Origin of the sequence: uncultured Halovibrio sp., assembly GCF_913056445.1 — a bacterium.
Lineage (GTDB): Bacteria > Pseudomonadota > Gammaproteobacteria > Pseudomonadales > Oleiphilaceae > Halospina > Halospina utahensis_B.
On record NZ_CAJXMA010000001.1, the window covers coordinates 109,793 to 129,516 of the forward strand.

At 64.6% G+C, this 19,724-nt stretch carries 20 protein-coding genes; 6 read left to right on the top strand and 14 right to left on the bottom strand.

Annotated elements, in window-relative coordinates; all coding sequences use genetic code 11:
* Nucleotide 1 precedes the first annotated feature (1 nt).
* Nucleotides 2-415 carry a hypothetical protein gene (locus tag QZ501_RS00540; RefSeq protein ID WP_295716419.1) on the top strand — a complete coding sequence of 138 codons (414 nt, stop codon included), beginning with the start codon at nucleotides 2-4 and terminating at the stop codon, nucleotides 413-415.
* A gap of 23 nt (nucleotides 416-438) precedes the next feature.
* On the opposite strand, the gene QZ501_RS00545 is transcribed toward QZ501_RS00540, so the two are convergent.
* Together QZ501_RS00545 and rapA are read right to left on the bottom strand one after the other, a co-directional pair.
* Nucleotides 439-1,551, bottom strand: a complete 1,113-nt coding sequence (locus QZ501_RS00545; protein WP_295716421.1) for an alkene reductase — start codon at nucleotides 1,549-1,551, stop codon at nucleotides 439-441.
* A 125-nt stretch (nucleotides 1,552-1,676) separates the two neighbouring features.
* Nucleotides 1,677-4,331 carry an RNA polymerase-associated protein RapA gene (rapA, locus tag QZ501_RS00550; RefSeq protein WP_295716423.1) on the bottom strand — a complete coding sequence of 885 codons (2,655 nt, stop codon included), beginning with the start codon at nucleotides 4,329-4,331 and terminating at the stop codon, nucleotides 1,677-1,679.
* Between the two features lie 156 nt (nucleotides 4,332-4,487).
* On the opposite strand from rapA, the gene QZ501_RS00555 reads away from it, so the two are divergent.
* Together QZ501_RS00555 and QZ501_RS00560 are read left to right on the top strand one after the other, a co-directional pair.
* The gene (locus tag QZ501_RS00555) at nucleotides 4,488-5,930 is read left to right on the top strand and encodes a phospholipase D-like domain-containing protein (protein ID WP_295716425.1); all 1,443 of its coding nucleotides are present in this window, start codon (nucleotides 4,488-4,490) and stop codon (nucleotides 5,928-5,930) included.
* A gap of 102 nt (nucleotides 5,931-6,032) precedes the next feature.
* Entirely contained in the window at nucleotides 6,033-6,506 is a 474-nt protein-coding gene (locus QZ501_RS00560) for a Spy/CpxP family protein refolding chaperone (RefSeq protein ID WP_151440126.1), read from the top strand.
* A 60-nt stretch (nucleotides 6,507-6,566) separates the two neighbouring features.
* On the opposite strand, the gene QZ501_RS00565 is transcribed toward QZ501_RS00560, so the two are convergent.
* Nucleotides 6,567-6,977: a flavodoxin family protein gene (locus QZ501_RS00565; RefSeq protein WP_160898436.1), complete on the bottom strand. Its 411-nt coding sequence runs from the start codon at nucleotides 6,975-6,977 to the stop codon at nucleotides 6,567-6,569.
* Between the two features lie 146 nt (nucleotides 6,978-7,123).
* On the opposite strand from QZ501_RS00565, the gene hemH reads away from it, so the two are divergent.
* Nucleotides 7,124-8,218 (top strand): ferrochelatase, encoded by a 1,095-nt coding sequence (hemH, locus tag QZ501_RS00570; RefSeq protein ID WP_151440125.1) that lies wholly within the window; start codon nucleotides 7,124-7,126, stop codon nucleotides 8,216-8,218.
* 6 nt (nucleotides 8,219-8,224) lie between these two features.
* On the opposite strand, the gene QZ501_RS00575 is transcribed toward hemH, so the two are convergent.
* The 5 genes from QZ501_RS00575 to folE all read right to left on the bottom strand — a co-directional run bounded on the left by QZ501_RS00575 (nucleotide 8,225) and on the right by folE (nucleotide 13,349).
* Nucleotides 8,225-10,174, bottom strand: a complete 1,950-nt coding sequence (locus tag QZ501_RS00575) for a VacB/RNase II family 3'-5' exoribonuclease (protein WP_295716428.1) — start codon at nucleotides 10,172-10,174, stop codon at nucleotides 8,225-8,227.
* Between the two features lie 29 nt (nucleotides 10,175-10,203).
* Complete coding sequence (locus QZ501_RS00580) at nucleotides 10,204-10,728, bottom strand: DUF411 domain-containing protein (protein ID WP_151440123.1); 525 nt, start codon at nucleotides 10,726-10,728, stop codon at nucleotides 10,204-10,206.
* A 5-nt stretch (nucleotides 10,729-10,733) separates the two neighbouring features.
* Nucleotides 10,734-12,320 (bottom strand): bifunctional diguanylate cyclase/phosphodiesterase, encoded by a 1,587-nt coding sequence (locus QZ501_RS00585; protein WP_151440122.1) that lies wholly within the window; start codon nucleotides 12,318-12,320, stop codon nucleotides 10,734-10,736.
* Nucleotides 12,321-12,391: 71 nt separating this feature from the next.
* Complete coding sequence (gene folX, locus QZ501_RS00590; protein WP_151440121.1) at nucleotides 12,392-12,766, bottom strand: dihydroneopterin triphosphate 2'-epimerase; 375 nt, start codon at nucleotides 12,764-12,766, stop codon at nucleotides 12,392-12,394.
* Between the two features lie 16 nt (nucleotides 12,767-12,782).
* Nucleotides 12,783-13,349, bottom strand: coding sequence for a GTP cyclohydrolase I FolE (gene folE, locus QZ501_RS00595; RefSeq protein WP_151440120.1), 567 nt, complete (start codon nucleotides 13,347-13,349; stop codon nucleotides 12,783-12,785).
* Between the two features lie 232 nt (nucleotides 13,350-13,581).
* On the opposite strand from folE, the gene QZ501_RS00600 reads away from it, so the two are divergent.
* Nucleotides 13,582-14,481 (top strand): alpha/beta hydrolase, encoded by a 900-nt coding sequence (locus QZ501_RS00600; protein ID WP_160898215.1) that lies wholly within the window; start codon nucleotides 13,582-13,584, stop codon nucleotides 14,479-14,481.
* Between the two features lie 8 nt (nucleotides 14,482-14,489).
* Nucleotides 14,490-15,572: a patatin-like phospholipase family protein gene (locus tag QZ501_RS00605; protein WP_295716432.1), complete on the top strand. Its 1,083-nt coding sequence runs from the start codon at nucleotides 14,490-14,492 to the stop codon at nucleotides 15,570-15,572.
* Between the two features lie 3 nt (nucleotides 15,573-15,575).
* Here QZ501_RS00605 and QZ501_RS00610 read toward each other — a convergent pair whose 3' ends face one another.
* The 6 genes from QZ501_RS00610 to QZ501_RS00635 all read right to left on the bottom strand — a co-directional run bounded on the left by QZ501_RS00610 (nucleotide 15,576) and on the right by QZ501_RS00635 (nucleotide 19,722).
* Nucleotides 15,576-15,899 carry a chaperone modulator CbpM gene (locus QZ501_RS00610; RefSeq protein ID WP_151440117.1) on the bottom strand — a complete coding sequence of 108 codons (324 nt, stop codon included), beginning with the start codon at nucleotides 15,897-15,899 and terminating at the stop codon, nucleotides 15,576-15,578.
* A 2-nt stretch (nucleotides 15,900-15,901) separates the two neighbouring features.
* Nucleotides 15,902-16,852, bottom strand: coding sequence for a DnaJ C-terminal domain-containing protein (locus QZ501_RS00615; RefSeq protein WP_151440116.1), 951 nt, complete (start codon nucleotides 16,850-16,852; stop codon nucleotides 15,902-15,904).
* 73 nt (nucleotides 16,853-16,925) lie between these two features.
* Entirely contained in the window at nucleotides 16,926-17,630 is a 705-nt protein-coding gene (locus QZ501_RS00620) for a PAS domain-containing protein (protein WP_151440115.1), read from the bottom strand.
* Between the two features lie 73 nt (nucleotides 17,631-17,703).
* Nucleotides 17,704-18,510, bottom strand: a complete 807-nt coding sequence (locus tag QZ501_RS00625) for an iron chelate uptake ABC transporter family permease subunit (RefSeq protein WP_295716436.1) — start codon at nucleotides 18,508-18,510, stop codon at nucleotides 17,704-17,706.
* Nucleotides 18,507-19,241 carry a zinc ABC transporter ATP-binding protein ZnuC gene (gene znuC / locus QZ501_RS00630; protein WP_151440113.1) on the bottom strand — a complete coding sequence of 245 codons (735 nt, stop codon included), beginning with the start codon at nucleotides 19,239-19,241 and terminating at the stop codon, nucleotides 18,507-18,509. The genes QZ501_RS00625 and znuC overlap by 4 nt, the downstream gene beginning before the upstream one ends.
* Entirely contained in the window at nucleotides 19,234-19,722 is a 489-nt protein-coding gene (locus QZ501_RS00635) for a Fur family transcriptional regulator (RefSeq protein WP_095616177.1), read from the bottom strand. Before QZ501_RS00635 ends, znuC begins: the two co-directional genes overlap by 8 nt.
* Nucleotides 19,723-19,724: the final 2 nt, after the last annotated feature.

Genomic DNA, 19,724 nt, shown 5'->3' on the forward strand with positions numbered 1-19,724 from the left:
CATGATTGAAGGCATGAACCCGCAGGCGGCCAACCTGGCTCGGGATACCGGCGCCCAGCAGTTGCAGTCGCGTGGCGCCCAGGAAAGTGCCAACCAGGGGCCCCAGGCTCGTGAGAATTCAGTCGGCAACACTAATGCCCGGCCAGCGCAGGACGTGAGCGTCCAGATCTCCCAGCAGGGCCTGGATTCCGCTGCCGCCAACAGTGGTGAGGCGGTGCCCGATGCCGCCGCCACGGATACCAATACGGCGTCGACACTGTCCAGCGGTGACTTCGGCAGTGCTGCCAGTGAGACGGGCAACAGTGCCAGCAGCCGTGCCGAGGCCACCAACAGCCCGGGTGGCGGAGCCGTAGCCGGCAACCAGTCGGTCAGCGCGGACGAGCAGCTGGGCACCAATATCGACGTGGAGGCGTAAACCGCCTCCCGCCGTTTTCCTTTCTACTGGCTTTCCGCCAGCGTCGGATAATCCGTGTAACCCCGTTCATCGCCGCCGTAGAAGGTGCTGGCGTCCCACTCATTGAGCGGTGCGTCCTGCCGGAAGCGTTCCACCAGATCCGGATTGGCAATGATCGGCCGGCCGAAGGAGGCCAGGTCACAGCGCCCGGCATTGATGCGTTCAATGGCCTCATTCCGGCTGTAGGCCCCGTTGCCGATATAGGCGCCGGTGAATTCCTCGCGGATGGCGTCGATCACGGATTCCGGGCGGCCGTTCTCATGGTTGCCCTGGAAGGAATCCTCCACCACCTCGATGTAGGCCAGGCCTGCTTCCTGCACCTTGCGTGCCAGAGCCCGGAAGGTACTGTGCGGGTCCGCGTCGAACATGCTGTTGAAGCTGCCGGTGGGGCTGACCCGGATGCCGATGCGTGCCGCTGGCCAGACCTGCTTGACCGCTTCCACCACCATCATCGGGAACCGCAGGCGATTTTCCACTGAGCCGCCATAGTCGTCGGTGCGGTGGTTGCTGCCGGACTTGATGAACTGGTCCAGCAGGTAACCGTTGGCGGCGTGGATCTCGATGCCGTCGAAGCCGGCTTCGCGGGCGTTCTCGGCGCCCTGGCGGTACTGTTCAACAATGCCGGGCAGCTCATCGGCTTCCAGTGCACGGGGCGTGGGGATATCCACCATGCCGGAGTCGGCGCTGATGAACACCTGGGAGCCTTCCGGCTTGATGGCCGAGGGACCCACGGGCAGTTCGCCACCAGGCTGCAGTTCCGGATGGGAAATGCGGCCCACGTGCCAGAGCTGGGCGTGCATACGGCCGCCGGCCGCGTGGACCGCGTCCGTGACTTTGCGCCAGCCGGCGATCTGCTCCGGGGTGTAGATGCCAGGTGTGTAGGCGTAGCCCTGGCCCTGCTGGGAAACCTGCGTTGCCTCGCTGATGATCAGCCCAGCACTGGCGCGCTGGGCGTAATAGCGGGCGTTCATGTCGCTGGGTACGTCGCCCGGCTGGCTGGCCCGGGCGCGGGTCAGCGGCGCCATGATGATGCGATTGGGCAGCTCGAGATCGCCCAGGGTAAAGGGTTCAAAAAGCACGTTGTCCCCGTTGGTCATCGAAGGGTCTCCTCTTGGTGGTCGGATGGTTTCTGATAGATACGTCTACGACAGAAAACCGAATCCGATTGATGTGCTCTATAAGATGGGGGTGAGAGGAGACCCCTTCAACCGGTCAGCGTGTCTCAGGTTGTCAGTATCATCCGCAATCCCTCCAGCTCCACGCCGGCCCGGTCTATGGCCGCAGTGCCCTGTTCGCGCTGGGCTTCCAGAGCCTCGATCTCGCGGTTTTTCAGTTCATTACTGGTGGCCTGCAGTTCCCTGAGTGCTTCGATTTCGGTGTTGTAGTGGGCCTCCAGGGCCTGTCGGGCGTCGGCGATGGTTTCCGGCAGGCCTGCCTCGGCCTTCTCCCGGATGGCCGGCAGCAGGGCCTCGATGTCGTCGCGCAGGCGCGGCAGGATCTGCTGGGCGTCCTTGCGCTTGATGCGGCCACCGATCTGGTTGAGCTTGTCGTGGGTGAGCATGGCGCTCAGGTCGCGGCCGTCACTGGTCAGCAGCAACCGGCCCGGGGCCAGTGGCAGGAAGCGGCCCACGGCCACGGCGCGCGGGGCGGCGGTGGTGACGCGGTAGAGCGCCTCCAGCATCAGGGTGCCGGGCTGTACGCCCTTGAGCTCCAGGGTGATGAGGGCGGCGTTGCCGAGCTCTGAATCGGTCACCATGTTCATGGCATCGCGCACCATGGGGTGCTCCCAGCTCATGAAGGCCAGGTCCTCCCGGGCCAGCGCCACATCCCGCTCCAGGGTGAAGCTGAGGCCGTCGTCCGGCAGGTGCGGGAAGTGCTCGGTTTTCATATGGTCCGTGGGCCGGATGGTCCACTGTTCCTTGCCGGTTTCCTCGTGGTCGATGCCGTACTGGTCCAGCAGCTGGGTAAGGTAGGCGGCAAGATCGTCCGGCGCCTCGGTTTCCCGGATGGTGCTGATGCTGGCATCGGCGGCTGCCTGTTCGTCCCGGGTGAGGGAGGCGATCAGGCGGCGCTCCTCCTGCAGGCTTTCCTCCTGGGCTTCACGTGCCTGGCGCGTGGCTTCCAGAAGCCCGTCCAGCGGCGCTTCCGGGTCATTGAGGGCGGCGTCGAGCTGTTCCGCAACCTCGTGCTGAACCGCCACGCCCGTGGGGCAGTAGGCCTGGAGGGCGTTGAGGCCCTGCTGGTACCACTGGAAGAGCACCTGCTGGGCTGAGCCAGCGATGTAGGGCACATGGATGTGGATGCGCTCCCCCTGGCCGATGCGGTCAAGCCGGCCGATGCGCTGCTCCAGCAGGTCCGGGTTCTGGGGCAGATCGAACAGCACCAGGTGGCGGGCGAACTGGAAGTTGCGCCCCTCGCTGCCGATCTCGGAGCAGATCAGTGCCTGGGCACCCTGCTCGTCGTCCGCGAACCAGGCGGCGGCGCGGTCGCGCTCGATGATGCTCAGGCGTTCATGGAAGGCGGCGCTGCGGATGCCGGCACGCAGCTGCAGGAAATGCTCCAGCGTCTCGGCGGTATCCGCATGGGCACAGATGACCAGGACTTTTTCGTTGCGGTTGGCCTTGAGCATCTGCTGGAGCCAGGCGACACGGGGATCCTCTGCGAGCCAGGTTTCACTGTCCAGGCCGGTTTCCGGGAAAAGGCCTGCAGTCCCCGCCAGCTGCGCCTGTTCGGCGTAGTCCAGGCCCGCCTCAAGCGGGGCGGATTCCACCACCCGTTCCGGAAAGCCACCCACGTCATCGCGGGTGTGGCGGAACAGGACGCGGTGCTGCTCGGGCAGGCCACCGTGGTCACGCACTGTCTGCTGGAAGGCCGCGTAGTCGGTGAAGCGCGCGGGATCGATCAGGCGCAGCCGCGCGAAGTGGCTGTCCAGGCCCACCTGTTCGGGGGTGGCGGTTAACAGCAGCACCCCCGGAATCTGCCCGGCGAGCCGTTCCACGGCCTGGTAGCCGGCATCAGCGCCGTCCGGCGTCCAATGCAGGTGATGGGCTTCGTCCACCACCAGCAGGTCCCAGCCCGCTTCCTCCGCGGCGGCCAGGTTGGCCTCGCTGTCACTGAGCAGCGAGAGCGGGCAGAGTACGAACTGTTCGTTCTCGAAGGGGTTGCCTTCCTCGGCCTCCAGGCGTTCCTGGTTGAAGAGCGCGAAATGCAGGTTGAAACGCCGGCGCATCTCCACGAACCACTGGGTCAGCAGTGCGTCCGGCACCACCACCAGCAGCCGTTCGGCCTGGCCGGTGATGACCTGGCGGTGGAGAATCAGCCCGGCCTCGATGGTTTTGCCCAGGCCGGCCTCGTCCGCCAGCAGCAGGCGCGGATGGGGGCGGCGGGCGGTCTGCTCGGCGATCGCGACCTGGTGCGGCAGCAACTGGGTCCGGGTGCCGATGAGCCCGCGAGCCGGCGAAGCCTGGAGTCGTGCCTGGTGCTGCAGGGTGGCATAGCGGAGCTGGAAGTCGCCATTGCGGTCAAACTGGCCGCAGAACAGACGCTGCTCGGGGTGCACGAAACGGGCATGGGGGCTGAGCATGACCTCCGTCAGGGTGACCGGTTCGCCGGTCTCGTCCTCGCATTCGTAGGTAAAGAGCCCCTCGGAATCCTCCACTTCGCGCACGGTCAGTGCGCGCTCATGGCGGTCCCTCAGGGTCTCACCCACGCGGTAGCGCACCCGGGCGAGGGGCGCGTTGTCCATGGCGTAGGTGCGTTCTTCCTCGGCTGCGGGAAAGGCAATGGTAACGCGGCGGCCGCTGACGTCGGTGATCAGGCCGAGGCCGAGATCGGATTCGGTCTGGCTGACCCAGCGCTGGCCCATTGTGAAGGTCATGGAGGCTCCGGACTGGCTGTTTCGGGAGCGCAAACGTAGCGGCTGTGTCGGCTTATTGCAATGCGTGATTGGCCGGGGGTACCGGGCCCGGCTAGAATGCCGGCAGCAGCCCTTCACAGGAGCCGGATTTGGCAGCCAGCGACATGGACACCCGTTATGCCTGAGGCGGACAGCAGCATCCTGGCTGGCCTCTTCGCGGTTTTCTACGTGAGCCTGGCTATTGCGGCCTCCGGGCATGCCATCCTCAAAAAGGAAGACAGCCGCGCGGCGGTGGCCTGGGTCGGCGTTATCTGGCTGGCGCCGCTGATGGGATCGCTCCTTTACCTGATGTTCGGCATCAACCGCATCCGGCGCAGGGCGGCCGAGCTGCGTGGCGAAATGCCCAGGGTGGATCAGGGATCGGCGGTGCGGGCCTATGTGCCCGAAGACATGGGCCGGGAGCTTCCCCGGGAGATGCAGGCGCTGGCCCGCCTGGCCGACCGGGTCTCACGCCAGCCCCTGCTCACCGGCAACCGTCTTACACCGCTGAGTAACGGAGACGAGGCCTATCCCCGCATGCTCGAGGCCATTGCCAGCGCCCGCCAGAGCATCACCCTGAGCACCTACATTTTCAGTAACGACGCCGTGGGCCGGGATTTCGCCCGCAGCCTTGGGCAGGCCGTGCGCCGGGGCGTGAGCGTGCGGGTGCTGGTGGACGCGGTGGGGCTGCGCTACTCCGTTCCATCGATCATCCGGCACCTGCGCCGTGAGCGGGTGCCCTATGCCCGCTTCATGCCCACCCGCACCCCGCTCACCATGCCGTTCATGAACCTGCGCAATCACCGCAAGATGCTGGTGGTGGACGGCCTGCTCGGATTCAGCGGGGGTATGAACATCGCCGCCGGCAACTGTGTGGAGAGCCAGCCGCGCCATCCCATCCGGGATCTGCATTTCGCCATTGAAGGGCCGGTGGTCGCGGAGCTGCAGACCGTATTCGCCGAGGACTGGGCCTTCGCCTGCCGGGAACGGCTCAACGGCGAACGCTGGTTCCCCAAGCCCTATGCCCCGGGCTCCACCCTCAGCCGCGTTATTCCCGACGGGCCGGATGAAAACCTGGATACCCTGCGCCAGGTCATTGTCGGGGCCCTTTCAGTGGCGCGGCGCCATGTACGGGTCATGACGCCCTACTTCCTGCCTGATGCCACCGTCCAGGACGCGCTCAAGACGGCGGCGTTGCGCGGTGCCACCGTGGATGTGGTACTGCCGCTGCGCAACAACCTGCCGATGGTGGACTGGGCCTGCCGGGGGCAGCTCGAGGATCTGCTCCATTGGGGCGTGCGGGTCTGGTACAGCCCGGGCGATTTCGATCACAGCAAGCTGTTCACAGTGGACGGGCGCTGGAGCATGGTCGGTTCCGCCAACTGGGATCCGCGCAGCCTGCGCCTGAACTTTGAGTGCAACCTGGAATGCTACGACGCGCGCCTGGCTCGCTCGCTGGAACGGATGGTCGATCAGGTAACGGCCCGGGCCGAACCTCTTGAGCTAGCTGAGCTGCGCAATGCCTGGCTGCCAGTGCGCCTGCGCAACGGCATTGCTCGGCTGATGTCGCCCTATCTGTAAAAGTGTTAATGAATTCGTGGCCTTTGCGCGTGAAACACCCCCCGGAGTCGCGTTATGCTCGCGGGCTCATACATCATTAACACTATAACCGGAGTGTTCCCTATGAAGACCTTCCGACTCCTCGCCGCCGGCCTTGCCATGGCGTTTGCCTTCACCGCCGGCGCCCAGCAGATGGGTCAGCAGGGTGGTGACCAGGTGGATCAGCTGGCCCGCATGATCGATCTCACTGATGAGCAGCAGGAAGAGATCCGTGGCATCCTGGATGAGATGCAGGGTGATATCCAGGAGACCCAGAAGCAGATCCAGCAACTGCAGCAGAAGCTGGACGGCCGGGTTGGCCCGGACTATGACGAGGAAGCCATCCGGGCGGATGCCGAAAAGCTGGGTAATCTTACCGGTGAGATGACAGCGGAAAGCATTCTGCTCCAGTCCCGCGTGGAGTCGGTGTTCACCGAGGAACAGCGCAAAGAGCTGGAAAAGCAGATGCAGAAGCAGCGCCAGCAGATGCAGCGTATGCAGCAGCAGATGCGTCAGCAGCGTAGTCAGGGCCAGGGCCAGGGCCAGGGTCAGCAGTAAGACTGACGCGCGTGATGCGTACGGGTGGTTTCCCGGTCAGAACAGGCTGGGAACCACCCGTCAGAACATGCCGGCATCCAGTCCCGCTGCCAGGTAAAGGCCCAGTTCCTCACACTGGGTTATGAATTCCTCCCGGAATTCACCGTGGCAGAGCAATGGCTCCTGCACTGCCCGCCAGCGCAGCCCGGTGGTGATGGTATCGATGGCCTTCAGTGTTCCCGTTCCATCCTTCCCCGCCCGTACAAAACTGGCAAACGGCAGGGCCTGTGTCTGTTCCAGGCAGGGGTAATAGATCCGATCAAAAAAATCTTTTAGCGCCCCACTCATATATCCTAGATTCTCGGTGGTCCCGAGAATGATGGCGTCCGCTGCGAGCACATCGTCCGGACCCGCTTCCAGGGGCGGTATGTGCCGAGCCTCGACGTTTTCGATATCCTCATGACGAGCGCCCTGCAGTACGGCCTCGGCCATGCGGGATGTATTGGGCGACGGGGTGTGGGCGACGATCAAAAGCTGCCTGGCAGTCACTGGGCCACCTCCTGCGGGGAACCAGTCCTTATGGTGGTGCGTATGAGACTCAAGTCAATCCATTCCAGCGCAACGGGGAATCCAAACCTATGAAATACCGTGGCATGAGTGAGCACTTCACCCACGACCAGCCGGCCAGGGTGGGCGTGCTCATCACCAACCTGGGCACGCCGGATGAACCCACCACGCCGGCGCTGCGCCGCTATCTGGATCAGTTCCTCTCGGATCCCCGCGTGATCGAGCTGCCGCGGCTTCTCTGGTGGCTGATCCTGCACGGCATTGTGCTGCGGACCCGCCCGAAGAAATCCGCTGAGGGCTATCGCAGCGTCTGGAGCGAGGACGGATCACCGTTGCTGGTGCACACGCGTGGCCAGGCCGAGGGGCTGAAGCAGCGCCTGCAGTTCCGCTACGGGCAGAACATCGAGGTGGCCTACGCCATGCGCTACGGCAATCCGTCGATCGAATCCGCGATTGAGGATCTGCAGCGCCGGGGTGTGCGCCAGCTCCTGGTTCTGCCGATGTACCCCCAGTACTCGGCTTCCACTACCGGGTCCACCTTCGATGCGCTGGCGCAGGACTTCCAGCAGCGGCGCTGGCTGCCGGATCTGCGCTTCATCAGCCATTACCATGACTTTGAGCCCTACATCGAGGCCGTGGCGCGCAAGATCGAGCGCTACTGGGAAGACAATGGCCGGCCGGACATGCTGGTGCTGTCCTACCACGGCGTGCCCAAGCGCTACCTGCTCAACGGGGATCCCTATCACTGTGAATGCCACAAGACCACGCGGCTGCTGGCCAGGCGGCTGGGGCTGCGCGAGGGTGAGTACATGACCACCTTCCAGTCCCGCTTCGGCAACGAGGAGTGGCTCCAGCCCTATACGGACGAAACCATGAAGTCACTGCCCGGCCAGGGCGTGAAGCGGGTCCATGTGGTCTGTCCCGGTTTCTCATCGGACTGTCTGGAGACCATCGAAGAGATTGATGAGGAGAACCGGGAGTACTTCATGGAGGCCGGAGGCGAGGATTTCCACTACATTCCGGCCTTGAATTCGGACGAGGATCACATCGACATGATCACCACCCTGGTGGAAAAGCATATTCAGGGCTGGACCCTTCCCGAGAACAACCCGGAGGAGCTGACGGCCAGCCGCGAGCGCGCCGAGGCACTCGGGGCTGACCAGTAGGGCGGGTCAGGCGTCGACCAGATCGAAGCGGATCTGGCGGCGCTCCTCATCCACCTCCCTGAAGCGCACCGTCACCGCCTGGTCCAGCCGGAAGCGGCGCTGGTCACTGGCGATGGTGTGGGTGACCGGGTCGAAGCTGAACTTCTCGGGCAGATCCCGTGCGGCCACAAAGCCCACCAGGCCGGTTTCATCCAGCTTCACCTGGAAGCCCCCGGCGTTGACCTGGACGATGGTGCCGTGGTGCGCCGCGTCCCCCAGGCTGGGGGCGAACTGGCACTTGAGACTGTGCTCCATTTCGTTGACCGCCTGGCGCAGCTGCCACTGGGACTCCTGCAGGGCCTTGAGCACGGACTCATCCCATTCCGGTTTGCCAGCAAGACCCAGGTGGTGGCGGATCAGCCGGTGCACGAAGTAGTCGCTGTACTTGCGCAGAGGCGAGGTCATGGTGGTGTAGAGAGAAAGGCCCATGCCCTGGTGGGGCGCCGCCTGGGTGGCCATTTCGGCGCGTTCGAGCTGGCGCATGACGATGGCCTTCACCGGCAGCTCCGTCTCCAGTGCCGATGCCCGGCGTACGAGGCTGGTAAAGCCCTCCGGTGTGGTCGGGTCAACGTCCAGAAGCTCCGGGCAGTGCTGTTCCAAGAGCTGGCGGATGTTGTCCGCCTTTTCCTCACGCACGCCGGCATGGGTGATGAAGAGTCCATCCCCGCTGCGCTGCTGCAGGAAGTCCGCCGCACAGCGGTTGGCGGCGATCATGCATTCCTCGATCAGCCGGTGGGCGCTGGTCTGGTAGGCTTTCTGGATGCTGCGGATCTTGCGGTTCTCGTCCAGTCGGATGCGGTAGTCCGGCCGTTCCTCGTTGACCAGGGCGTTGGTCTCGCGCCACTGACGCAGGGCCTGCCCCACGGATTTCAGCTGGTTCAGGCTCTCCAGGGTGCTGTCGTCCAGCGCCTGGATCTCCTCGTCAGTCCGGTCCTCAAACAGGGCTGCGACGCTTTCGTACGCCAGCTTGGCGCGGGAGCGGATAGTGGCGGCATACAGCTGGTAATCGCCCATGTTGCCTTCGGCGTCCAGCTGCAGGTCACAGACCAGTGCCAGCCGGTCCCTGCCCGCCATGAGCGAGCCCAGGTCCTGGCTGATGGCCGAGGGCAGCATGGCCCGGGGCTGGCCGGGGAAGTAGGCGGAGCTGGCGCGCAGCCGTGCTTCCTGTTCCGTGGCTCCATCCTCCGGAAGCAGCGCCGCTGGGTCCGCAATGGCGATGCACAGGCGCCAGCCCCCTTCCGGGCGTGCCTGGGCCATGACGGCGTCGTCCATGTCCTGGGTGCTGGGGGCGTCGATGGTGACGAAGGGCAGATCCGTCAGATCCTCACGCCCGGATGTGGCCTGTTCAATGGCCGCCTCCGAGAGTGTGGCGATCTCTTCGTTCACCGCCTCTGGCCATTCGTCGCGCAGCTGGTATTTGGCCATGGCGTAGCCGCGCTCGATGCCCGGGTCCGACTCGTTACCGATGACACTCAACACCTCGGCCTGGGCGTTGCCGCTGCTGAACGGATGACGGGTAACCCGGGCATGGACGAAGTCGCCGTTCTTCGCCTCGTTGCGCTGTTTCGGGGGTACGAAGAACCAACGGCTAAGGCCGTTGATGTCCGGCGCCACAAAATGGCCCTTGCCCCGGACCACGTACTGGCCGATGAAGGTATCCAGTACCCGCTCATCGACGCTCTCAAGCTCCCCTGCCTGCTTGCCGCCGTTGCCCTGGGTGATCTGGATCTGGACGCGGTCGCCCAGCAGTACCTTCTGGGCTTCGTCCTTGGGCAGATAGATGTCGCGGCCGTCATCCAGGGTGACGAAACCGAAGCGTCCGGTGACGCGCTTGATGGTGCCTGCAAACAGCTCCTTGTCGGACTGGATGTCGGAACGGAGCTGCTGGAGCTGGTTCAGGGCGTCGCTGTTCAGCATTGAGAGAATAACCTGTCAGTATTGCGGAGTCAGAGGCTGGTCTGGGCGGGGTAGTGTTCAAAGACTTCCTGCTCACCGTTGTCCCGGAAAAGAATCACATCGAAGGCGTCCCGGCCACGGCCTTCCACCTCCATGCCCGGCGAGCCTACCGGCATACGCGGCACGCTGAGGCCGGCGGCTTCGGGTTGCTCCCGCAGAAGACGCTTCACGTCGGAGGCGGGGACATGGCCCTCAATGAGGTAGCCGTCGATGAAGGCGGTGTGGCAGCTTGCCAGTGAGCGTGGCAGCCCGGCTTCCTGTTTGACGCGGTTGATGTTGCTGACTTCCCGCTTTTCAGCCTGGAAACCGGCGTCGCGCATGTGATTGATCCAGTCGCCGCAGCAGCCGCAGGTGGGCGAGGCGAAGACGGTGAGGGTCTGCTCCGGGGCGGCGCTGTTGTTCGCCTGCTCCGCTGTGGCGGTTTCCTCCCGGGTGCCGGAAACCAGCTGGGTGGCGCCAAGGGCGACAGCGGCGATGGCGGCCAGGCTCAGTACAGTGATGATCAGGCGGCGCATGATGGTCAGGAGTACTCTGTTGTGTTGGCTCGGTTGAAACCGATGTGTTTCACCAGTTCATCCGCGGCCAGGGGCGGGCTGATCCGCTCACCCTGGGCGAAATCGCACCGGTGTGCGTTGACGAACGTCAGGTGCGCATCGGTATCGACACCCGTTGCGGTGACCTGCATGCCCAGATTGTGGGCCAGGTTGATGATCGCCCTGACGATGACACTGTCATTATGACGGCTGGTGACGCGCCGTACAAAGCCCGGCTCGATTTTAAGCTGATGCACCGGGAAGTCCCTGACCCAGGCGAGGGAGGCGGTGCCCTGTCCGAAGCCGTCGATACTGATGGGCAGGCCCAGCTCGCTCAGCGCCCGCAGCTGCTTTTCCCGCTGGTGGCCGTTGCTGGCGAGACTGGCCTCGGCCAGCTCCATTTCCAGGGCTTCCGGGGCGATCTCACAGCGCCTCAGGGTCCCGGCGATATGCTCCACCAGGCCGCCGTCCTCAAGTTCCGGGCCGTACAGGTTCACCGCCACCGTCAGGTGGTGCGCCCCGCTCTCGCGCCAGCGCCGCAGCTGATCGCATACCAGCGTGATGGTGTGACGGGTGATGGCCGGTGTCAGGCCTGTTTCCAGTGCCGCTTCCATGAAGGATTCGGGCCCCAGGTCCCCGCGTTCAGGGTGCTCCCAGTACAGCTTGGCCTCCGCCGAAACCCATTGCCCTGTGGCCAGGTCCTGCTGTGGCTGATAGCGCAGATGGAAGCGCCTGTGCTCCAGGGCATCGTGCAGCCCCCAGTGCAGCTCCATACGCTCCCGGATCCGTTCGTGCAGGCGTTCGTTGTAGAACTGGTAGCGGGTGCCGGAAAGCGCCGCCGCCTGGTTGAGCGCTGCCTCGGCACTGGCGATCAGTGACTGGGCGTCGCCCACGTGATCCGGGAAGAGGGCGACACCAATGGAGGCGGACAGGTAGCGGTCCTCGTCATCCATTCGGATGGGACGCCGGAACAGATCCCGGATGCGGTCCAACAGGTGGATCAATGATTCCAGATCCGACAGCGGGTAGCAGCGCAGGTAGAAGTCGTCGCTGCTGGCCCGGCAGAACAGGTGGTTGCTGTCTTCCAGGGTGCGCAGGCGCTCGGCCACCGACATCAGCAGCTGGTCGCCGTAATCGTGGCCCATGGAGTTGTTGAGCGTCTGGAAGCTGTCCAGGTCAATCGCGATCACCGCGATCTTCTCACCGGACAGGCGTGCGCGCTGGACCGCGTAATCCAGGTCCTCCATGAAGAAGTGCCGATTGGCGAGGCCTGTCAGCGGGTCGTTGCTGGCAATGCGTTCGAGGTCAGCTACGGCACTCACCCGTCGGTCCGTTTCCTGACGCAGGGCGGCACGGGTTTTTTCCAGAAGCTGATTATGGCGCTGAAGGCCCTGTCCCAGTGCCAGCGCCAGGGTGCCCAGGGCCCCGCAGGTGAGGATCAGCGGTGGCCAGAACGGCCCCTGGTGCCAGGACAGTATGGTCCCGGCTGCAACCAGCGACAGGGTGGTGAGCCAGGCCAGCGTGAGCAGAATCGGCGGTCGGGTGTCAGCACTGAACAGCGAACGCAGTGACATCGGGGTCGGGCCTCAGGGCCGGAAGCGGTGGTTCCTCAGTGTAGGAAAGTGTGCACAAATGTCCACGGCCGCTATGAGCGCTGGCGGGACGCCCCCAGTGTAACCGACACCGAGTCCGAGAAACGCAGGGCATGGGGCTTGTCGATTTCCACCTCGGCCTCCAGAACAGCCTCGGGCTCCATGGCCAGGTCCAGGACTTCACGGGTCATCCGTTCCAGCAGTGCGAAGCTGTTGCCCTCGACATACGCAATGATGTTCTTGGTGATGGTGCGGTAGTTCAGCGCCGCCTCGATGTCGTTATTGCGGATGGCCTGGTCGGCGTCATACAGCAGTCGGATGTTGATCACTACGTCCTGGCGGTTGTTGATCTCCTCCTCCTTGATACCGACGTAGGTGCGCAGGCGGAGATCCTTGATGCGGATGGTGGCGGTGCGTGCGTCGGTCATGGCGGCCCCGTGGCGGTCAGCTGCGTTTGAGCAGGGTCAGGAATTCCATGCGCGTGGCCTGGGATTCACGGAAGGTGCCCAGCATCACTGAGGTCTTCATGGTGGAGTTCTGCTTTTCCACCCCGCGCATCATCATGCACATGTGATGGGCCTCGATGACCACCGCCACACCCTTGGCACCGGTGACCTCCTGGATGGCCTCGGCGATCTGGCGTGTGAGCGATTCCTGGATCTGCAGCCGACGGGCGAACATATCCACGATGCGGGCACACTTGGAAAGCCCCAGGACCCGTCCGTTGGGCAGATAGGCCAGGTGGCACTTGCCCACAAAGGGCAGCAGGTGGTGCTCGCACAGGGAGTAGAGCTCGATGTCCTGGACCGCAACCATCTCATCATTGGAGGATTCAAAAATGGCACCGTTGACGATCGAATCCAGGTCCTGATGATAGCCATGGGTCAGGAATTCCATGGCCTTGGCGGCGCGTTCGGGGGTCTCAGCCAGGCCCTCGCGTTCCGGGTCCTCTCCCAGCCGCTGGATGATGTCCCGGTAATCGGCCGCCAGCCCCTCAGTGTTGTGCTCCATGGTGTGCTCCCGGGTTCAACCCATCGTTGATCAGCGATCCATTATGCCGTTCGCCCGAATCCCATCATAGATAGGCTCAATGGAGGACGGCGGACGGATTATCTCTTTTTCTCGGTTTACGACGCAATGAAGGCACTGGATCAGTGCTACAGGCTCGTTGCATATTGCACATTGCGATAGACTCAGCCGCCGGAAGACAGAATCGTCGCACAACAGACAGGGAGAGACCGTGATGGACCGGATCGAGGGGGAATCCCATGGACTGCAGCGCTGGCAGGAGGCCGGGTGCTGGTTCATGTACGGCGAGCATGCGGTCTTCAGCCGTATCGGCGGTCGGGGTGAGCCCCTGCTGCTGATCCACGGCTTTCCCACGGCCTCCTGGGACTGGCACCGATTGTGGCCGGCGCTGAGTGAGCACTACCGGCTGCTGGCGCCGGACATGCTGGGATTCGGGTTCTCGGACAAGCCCCAGGATCATGACTATTCCATCATTGAACAGGCGGACCTGATCCAGGGCTGGCTGGAGCAGATGGGCGAGGAACGGGTGCATGTCATGGCGCACGACTACGGGGCGACCGTGACCCAGGAGCTGCTGGCGCGCCAACGCGAGGGCAGCCTGGGATTCCGCCTTGAGAGTGTCGCCCTGATGAATGCCGCGCTCTTCCCGGAGGTCCACCAGCCCATCCTGATCCAGAAACTCCTTCTGGGGCCGCTGGGCGGGCTGGTGAGCCGGGCGCTGACCCGACGGGTGTTTGAAAACAGCCTGGGGCGCATCTTCGGCGCGGCCACCCAGCCCACGGCACGGGATATCGAGGATTTCTGGCAGCTGCTGATCCACAACAACGGACGGGGCGTCATCCATCGCATCATCCACTATATGGAAGAGCGCCGGGTTCACCGGCACCGCTGGGTGGGTGCGCTCCAGGCCATCGATCAGCCGGCGCTGCTGATCTGGGGCGGGGCGGATCCGGTCTCCGGGGCCCCGATGCTGGCGCGTTACCGCGAGCTGGTCAGTGACCGCGGGATTGCACTGCTGGACGACATTGGTCACTATCCGCATTTCGAGGCGCCCGCGGAAACGCTCCAGCACTACCTGGCCTTCCGTCGCCGTATTGCACTGGGTAATGACTGACCGCGCTGATGACCGATTCCATACCGCCCCTGAGCATCCATGCCGGTGACCGCGCCCTGGCACGTATCCGTGAACGCGGACTCCATCCGGGGGATGTGGGCACCATTCCCGGCGCGGCGGGTGGCCCCAAGGCTCTGGGGCTGCTGGGGCTGGACCGGGTACTGTTCGGGGACTGGCTGGAACGGGAACCGCGAGAGCGCACTCTGATCGGCTCGTCCATTGGCAGCTGGCGTTTTGCCTGTGCCTGCACGCCGGAGCCGGTGGCCGCTCTGGAGCGCCTCGGGGAGCTCTACACCACCCAGCGCTTTCCGAAAGGGATAACCCCGGCGCAGGTTTCCGAGCAGTGCCGGGAGATGCTGCAGGCGCTGCTTGGCGGGCATGAGGCCACCATCCTTGAGCAGCAGCGTTACCGTCTGAACGTGATGGTGGCACGCTCGAAAGGGCTGGTGGCTTCGGACCACAGGCCGCTGCTGATGGCCGGTCTGGCGCCGGTGGTGCTGGCGAATGCCATTCACCGGCCCTGGATCCGGCTGGGGTTTGAGCGGATGGTGATGCACGATGAGCGCGCCGAGCCCCCACTGGATGCCTTCAGCGACTTCCCCGGGCGTTATGAGGGACTGAACGCGGGCAACCTGCAGGCCGCGCTGCTGGCCTCAGCCTCGATTCCCTTCGTGATGAACGCCGTGGACACAATCCCCTGTGTTGCGGGCCACTCGTTCCGGGACGGCGGCCTGACCGATTACCATCTGGACCTTCCCTACGCCGGGGACGATCTTGTCCTCTATCCGCACTTTACCCAGCGGATCGTGCCGGGCTGGTTCGACAAGAGCCTCCCCTGGCGCAATGGGGATCCCGAGCGCCTGCGCAACCTGGTCCTGATCGCGCCCACACAGGCGTACCTGGAGGGGCTGCCGGATGGCAAGCTGCCGGACCGTCGGGATTTCCCGGCCTACCGGGACGATGACGCCACGCGCGAAGCCCACTGGCGCCGGGCCATGGCTGAGAGCCAGCGGCTGGGGGACTACTTCCTGGAGCTGGTGGACAACGACCGCGTGGCCCAGGTGGCGAGGCCGCTGTCCGAACTGGGCTGAGGCTCAGTCGCGCGTCCGGTCCTTTTCCAGCTCATCCACCCGTCGGCGCAGCTCGCGGACCTCCTCAAGCAGGTCCAGTGACAGGGCCACGCCGGGCAGGTTGACGTCCAGATCCCGGCGCAGCCGTTCCGCTTTCTTGACCCTGACCAGATCCTCACCGGCAAAGATCCATTCCCGTGGGCTCCGGCCCTCGCGCGGCTGTACCACGCCGAACTCCACCAGCTCGATGACATACTCGGCGTTGACCTGGCAGTCATGGCAGAGATCGCGCAGTGTCAGCCGCATCAGCTCGTCCATCATCTCGGCTTGAGGCGTTCTGCTGCTCATGATCAGACTCCCAGGTGGTCGCGTGGGTTGAACGGCACTTCCTCGCCCAGCTCGCGGAAGAGGTCGCGGCTGCGCTCGGTCTGTTTCGGCGGCATGGCGATCTGGAGTACCACGTACTGGTCGCCGGCCGTCTTACCGGGCATGCCCTTGCCGCGCAGGCGCAGCTTTTTGCCTTCGCGCGTGCCTTCCGGAATGGTGAGCGTCGCTTTGCCGCCCATGGTGGGTACTGTAATGCGACCACCCAGTGCCGCCTCCCAGGGGGTCACGGGCACAGTCACATACAGATCGCCGCCCTCCAGCCTGAAGTGTGGATGGGGAGCGATCTGGATGTCCAGATAAAGATCCCCGTCCGGACCGCTGCCCATGCCGGGCCCGCCCTGGCCGCGCAGGCGTATGGTCTGGCCGTCGCGCACGCCGGCGGGTACCTTCACTTTCAGGGTGCGCTCGCGGCGCTGGACACCGCCGTCAGGCCCGGGTTCCGGCTGCTGCATGCGCAGGGACTTCTCACAGCCGTTGTAGGCCTCCTCCAGGAACAGCGACAGCTGGTGGTGGAGATCCTCGCCGCGCATGGCGAAGCCCTGGCCGCGCTGCTGCCGGAAGCCGCCTCCGGCGCCGCCGAAGATGGATTCAAAGAAGTCGCTGAAGTCCATGCTGTCCGCACCGGTGAACCCGCCGCGCGAGAAGCTGGCACCGGATTCCCAGTCGGGCGGCGGATCAAAGCCACCGTCCGCCGTCTGGCCATACTTTCGGAGCTGGTCGTACTCAGCGCGTTTCTCGTCGTCCTTCAGGACCTCGTAGGCCTCACTCACTTCCTTGAAGTGGTCCTCGGCGTCCGCTTCCTTGCTTACATCCGGATGGTACTTGCGCGCGAGCTTGCGGTAGGCGGACTTGATCTCGGACTTGGAGGCGTCCTCGTCCACGCCCAGTATCTTGTAGTAATCCTTGAATTCCATTGGCGAACCTCTGTTCAGAATCTGGCGCCGTGTTCAGGTCATCTCTGCTCACAGAGGTGGTGGCGAATCACTGCTATTCAATGGGGCCACGTGGTGAGCAGACCACACGGAAGCCCTGGCAGTGGGAAAGCGCGTCCACGATGGCGCAGATACGTACGTGCACGGACAGGGGCTCGCCCCCAGGCTCCGTGAGCCAGGTGTCCAGGGTGGTGTGGCGGGCCTCGCGACGGCTGGTTTCCAGGGCTTCATCAAGACGCTCGTGTTCGGATTCCGGAAGGAGAGAGGCAAAGCATTCGCCCGCCAGAGTGGAGGGGGTATGCCCCAGCCAGCTTTCAACCTGGGGCGAGACATAGCCGATGGTCCGGGCATCATCCAGCTCCAGGGCAATACCGGTGCCCAGGCGGATGAAGTCACGGGTCCGTTGTTCACTGTCTGAAAGCGCCCGGCTCATTACTTCTTTTTCGAGGCGTTTGTTCTCAAGGGCGCGGCTGTCGCGCTGGCGCAGCCGTTCCAGGCGCACCTCGCGGCGGATCATGAGTCGGTGGGCACGCACGAGCTGCCAGGTGACCAGGGCCATACCAACGCTCAGAAGGACACCGCACAGCAGAAGGAGGCCCGGGAAGACCGGGTCGTCGCCGGTGGTGGCTGCACGGGCCAGTGCCTGGCGGGTCTCGGACCACAGCAGCAGGCTCAGAGCCAGCCCCACACCCAGAACGATCGGGGGCAGTGCCCGGTACCAGCCCGGCTGATCGGTATCGGGTACGCTTTCCGGTTCCATCGTCCTGGCTCCCCCGCTGTCTGCCTTGTTTCACTGTAGCGCAGTGGTGTGCGCAGACCAAGCGGTGGGTGTCTCAGGCCGGCGCGCGAGCCCGCACGAGCCAGAGGAGAAGGAAGAAACCGAAAGCGGCCACCACTACCGAGGGGCCGGCTGGGGTGTCCACGTGCCAGGACAGGGTCATGCCTGCCACCACCGAACCCATGCCCAGCAGGGAGGCGATCACCGCCATGCGCTCGGGGGTGGCGGCCAGCGGCCGGGCGGCGGCTGCGGGTATGATCAGCAGAGCGGTGATCAGCAGAACCCCCACGATCTTCATGGCGGTGGCGATCACCAGCGACAGCATCAGCATCAGCGCCAGCCGCAGCAGACCGGTGCGGTGGCCCTCCACTGTCGCCAGTTCCTCGTGGATGGTGATCATCAGCAGGCCGCGCCAGAGCCAGACCGTGAGCATCAGGATGAAGGCGCCGCCGAGGGCGATCCAGAGCAGGTCCCGCTGGTTGATGGCGAGCAGATCCCCGAACAGGTAACCGGTCAGGTCGATGCTGAAATCCTGCATCATCCCCAGCACCACAAGCCCGATGGCCAGGGAGCTGTGGGAAAGGATGCCCAGAAGGGTGTCGCTTGCCAGTGACTGCTGGCGTGAGAGCAGCATCAGGATCACTGCCAGCAGTACACACACCAGGACGATGCTCAGGTTGAGATTGGCCTGGAAGGCGGTGCCCAGCGCGATGCCCAGAAGGGCGGAGTGCGCCAGTGTGTCCCCGAAATAGGCCATGCGCCGCCAGACCACGAAGCAGCCCAGGGGCCCGGCGACCGTTGCCACCATCAGGCCGCCCGCCATGGCGCGCCAGAAGAAGTCGTTCAGGATAAGGTCGATCATGGCACGGTCTCTCCGTGCACGTCATGGCTGTGGTTATGGTGGTGATGGTAGACCGCCAGGGTGTTGGCCAGGTTTTCGCCGAACAGCTGGGTGAAGGCCGGATCCTGAGAGATCTGTTCCGGCTGGCCGCGGCAGCAGATGTGACCGTTCAGGCACAGCACCGTGTCCGTCGAGGCCATGACCACGTGCAGGTCATGGGAGACGGTCAGTACCGCGCAGTTGAGCTCATCGCGCAGGGAGCGGATCAGCTCGTAGAGCGCGGACTGGCCGTTAACGTCCAGCCCCTGGGCCGGTTCGTCCAGCACCAGCAGCTGGGGGCGGCGCAGTATGGCCCGCGCCAGCAGTACCCGCTGGAACTCGCCGCCGGAGAGGTGATGCACGGACTCGTCTGCCAGCTGGGCCACGCCGGTGCGCGCCAGGGCCGCCTCAATGGCGCTGGGGTCGCCGCCGGCGAGCCCGAGGAAGCGGCCCACCGTCAGCGGCAGGGTAGGCTGGAGGGTCATGCGCTGGGGCACGTAACCCACCCGGGTACCCGCGCGCTGGCGCACATGGCCGGAGCTGGGCTTCTCGATGCCCAGGATCAGCTTGATCAGGCTGGTCTTGCCAGCGCCATTGGGGCCGATGACGGTGACGATGTCCCCTTCGCTCATGCTGAAGGTCAGGTCGTGCAGGACATGGGTTTCGCCATAGCGCAGGCCGGCGTCCTCCAGTGATACCACGGGTTCAGTCATGGCCGTCTTCCTCCCGACAGGCGGGACAGAGCCCGGTCACTTCGGCCACTGTCTCCTCATTCAGGAACCCGTGGCTCCGGGCCTCACTGTCGATGGCCTTCTGTATGCCGGATGCCTCAATCTCCAGCACGTTGTGGCACTGGCGGCAGATCAGGAAGCAGCCGGTATGGCGATGGTCCGGCTGGTTACAGCCCACAAAGGCATTGAGCGAGGCGATCCGGTGAACCAGGCCCATCTGCAGCAGGAAGTCCAGAGTGCGGTAGACGGTGGGTGGTGCCGACCGGCGGCCTTCCCCGTTGAGGATATCGAGAATGTCATAGGCCCCAAGGGGCCGGTGGGACTGCCACACCAGTTCCAGTACCTGTTCCCGCAGCCGTGTCAGGCGTGCGCCTTTCTCGGCGCAGATACGTCGGGCGTCGCTGAGGGCCTGGCTGACGCAGGCCTCATGGTCGTGGGAGCGGTAGGGCAGTGGATGCGTCATAT